This window comes from Sulfurovum sp. bin170, assembly GCF_010892395.1.
GTDB lineage: Bacteria > Campylobacterota > Campylobacteria > Campylobacterales > Sulfurovaceae > UBA1140.
The window spans coordinates 1-2,067 of the sequence record NZ_JAACKB010000171.1; the positions used below are offsets into that span (position 1 = coordinate 1).

A 2,067-nucleotide genomic window follows, 5' to 3' on the forward strand; every position below is an offset into this window, starting at 1 on the left:
AAGATGATGGGTATGATACATATTTTGGAGTTATAGATGGAAATGGTGACTCTTGGTTAGAGCTAGTGGTTATAGAGGATTCTCTTGATATTCAAGGCTCTACTATTGAGGTGTTCAAAAATATTGACAGTTCAATTTTTACAGCAAATTTTCCTAACTTAGCAGAGCTTAGTTCTCTAAAAAAAGGTACTATTCTAACTATATCTCATGAAGCTACAGACTTATCATATGCACCGTTGGATGAAAACAATCCTGATTGGACTATAAATTTAAATGCTAATGAGTTGGTAACTCTATCTGGTAGCTTTGAGACTTCAGATAGAAACTTAGGTATTTCAGTTAGCTCATCAGATGGTACTATACTACTAACAAAAGCTGGAGAAGCTATTCTAGGATCAGGAATTGATAGTAGAGAGGTCTTTAAATTAAAAAAAGATCCAGCTTTTGATATATTTCCTGATGACCTTGCATATGGAGATGATGTTGGTATGCAGGTTATCAGTACATTTGGAGCTGCAAATCAGTGGATAGATAGTAGTGGCACAACAGTAACTCAAGACTTTACCTATATCAAAGAGTACTCTCCTGATATAAATGAGACTACACCTGAAAATAACTCTTCATTAGTTCTAAATGAGTATAGTGCTGTTGCACCTACTCAACTATTAAAAGATGGTGGATATGATACCTATTTTGGAACTGTCGAAGGAAATGGTGGTTCATGGTTTGAGATGATGGTAACTAGAGACTATCTAAATCTACAAAATGCTACTATAACTATAAAAGAGAGTGGGCTTGAAGTTTTTTCAGCAAATATCCCAGAGTTGTTAACATTGTCATATCTTCGAAAAGGTACGATTATTACTATATCAGATGAACCTACAGATATGACCTATGCACCGTTTGCTCCTAATGAGGCCGATTGGAAGTTAAATATCAATAAAAATGAACTAACAAATCAAATTGGATTGTTTGCTTTAAATGATAATGATATTAGTATATCTATTCTTAATGTCAATGGAGACAATATGCTACTCTCAGAAAGTGGTGAGGGGGTTAAAAATGCTGTTGTAGACAACCAAGAGGTCTATAAGCTAAAAGCTGAACCAAATCTAGATGTAACGCCACTATCAGATAGTTATGGTGATGATGGTGATACACAAGTTATCAGTACATTTGGTTCTGCAAATCAGTGGAGAGATGAGAGTGGAGAGATAGTAGCACAACAGCTTACTCTTAGAGAAAATAGTGACCTAAATGAGACAGGTGGCATCGTTATATCTAATATTACAGGACTAGAAGAGTTTAGAGATGGGGAGGCTCTTCTATATGTTTCAGAGAATAATAGCCTCTGGATGACAGATGATGACTCTCACCATATCTATGAGATGGATCTGACAACCAAAGAGATTAAATCTGTTTTTGATGATGCAGATTTAGGAGGCTTTACTAATGGAGATATACAAGCAACATGTGAAGACCAGATAGGTGCATGTGATATAGAATCATCTGCATATGATGCGGCCACAGATACACTCTATATCTTTACAGGAGATGGACCTGGGACTGCAGCTGTATTTAAACTAACAAGAGAGAATATTAATGACTCATTTGCTCTTAGTGATTATAGAAAATTTGATGTTGGAACAGAATACTCTGCAACACAGTTTATAGAAGGTGATTTTGTTGTATCAATAACTGATGATCTCTATATATATAATTTTGAAACCAATCAAGTAGATTTAAGTAATAAATTACTAGATATTCCATCAGGGAGAATCGTTGGTTTAGCTTATTCAGAAGGTATACTGTGGGTTACAACATCGGACTTTGAGCTTTTGAAAGTTGACTGGCAGACTAAAGAGATACTAGCAACCTATAATATGCGTGACAATGGTGTTTATGACCCTCGTGGCGTTGAGATTATTAATAATGAACTCTACATATTAGAGGGTATAAACCAATCTGGTGGTACACCTATAGCACCTATTGGACATGCTCTTAAGAATGCTATTCACATCTATCAACTTCCTTAATAGATAGGATAATATCAAGTTTTTCAACTTG

1 protein-coding gene is annotated in these 2,067 nt (G+C 35.2%); it reads left to right on the plus strand.

The features are described from left to right. Positions 1–2,036, plus strand: a 2,036-nt coding sequence (locus GSY74_RS03945) for a hypothetical protein (RefSeq protein WP_164663805.1), incomplete at its 5' end; no start/stop codon positions are given. Positions 2,037–2,067: the final 31 nt, after the last annotated feature.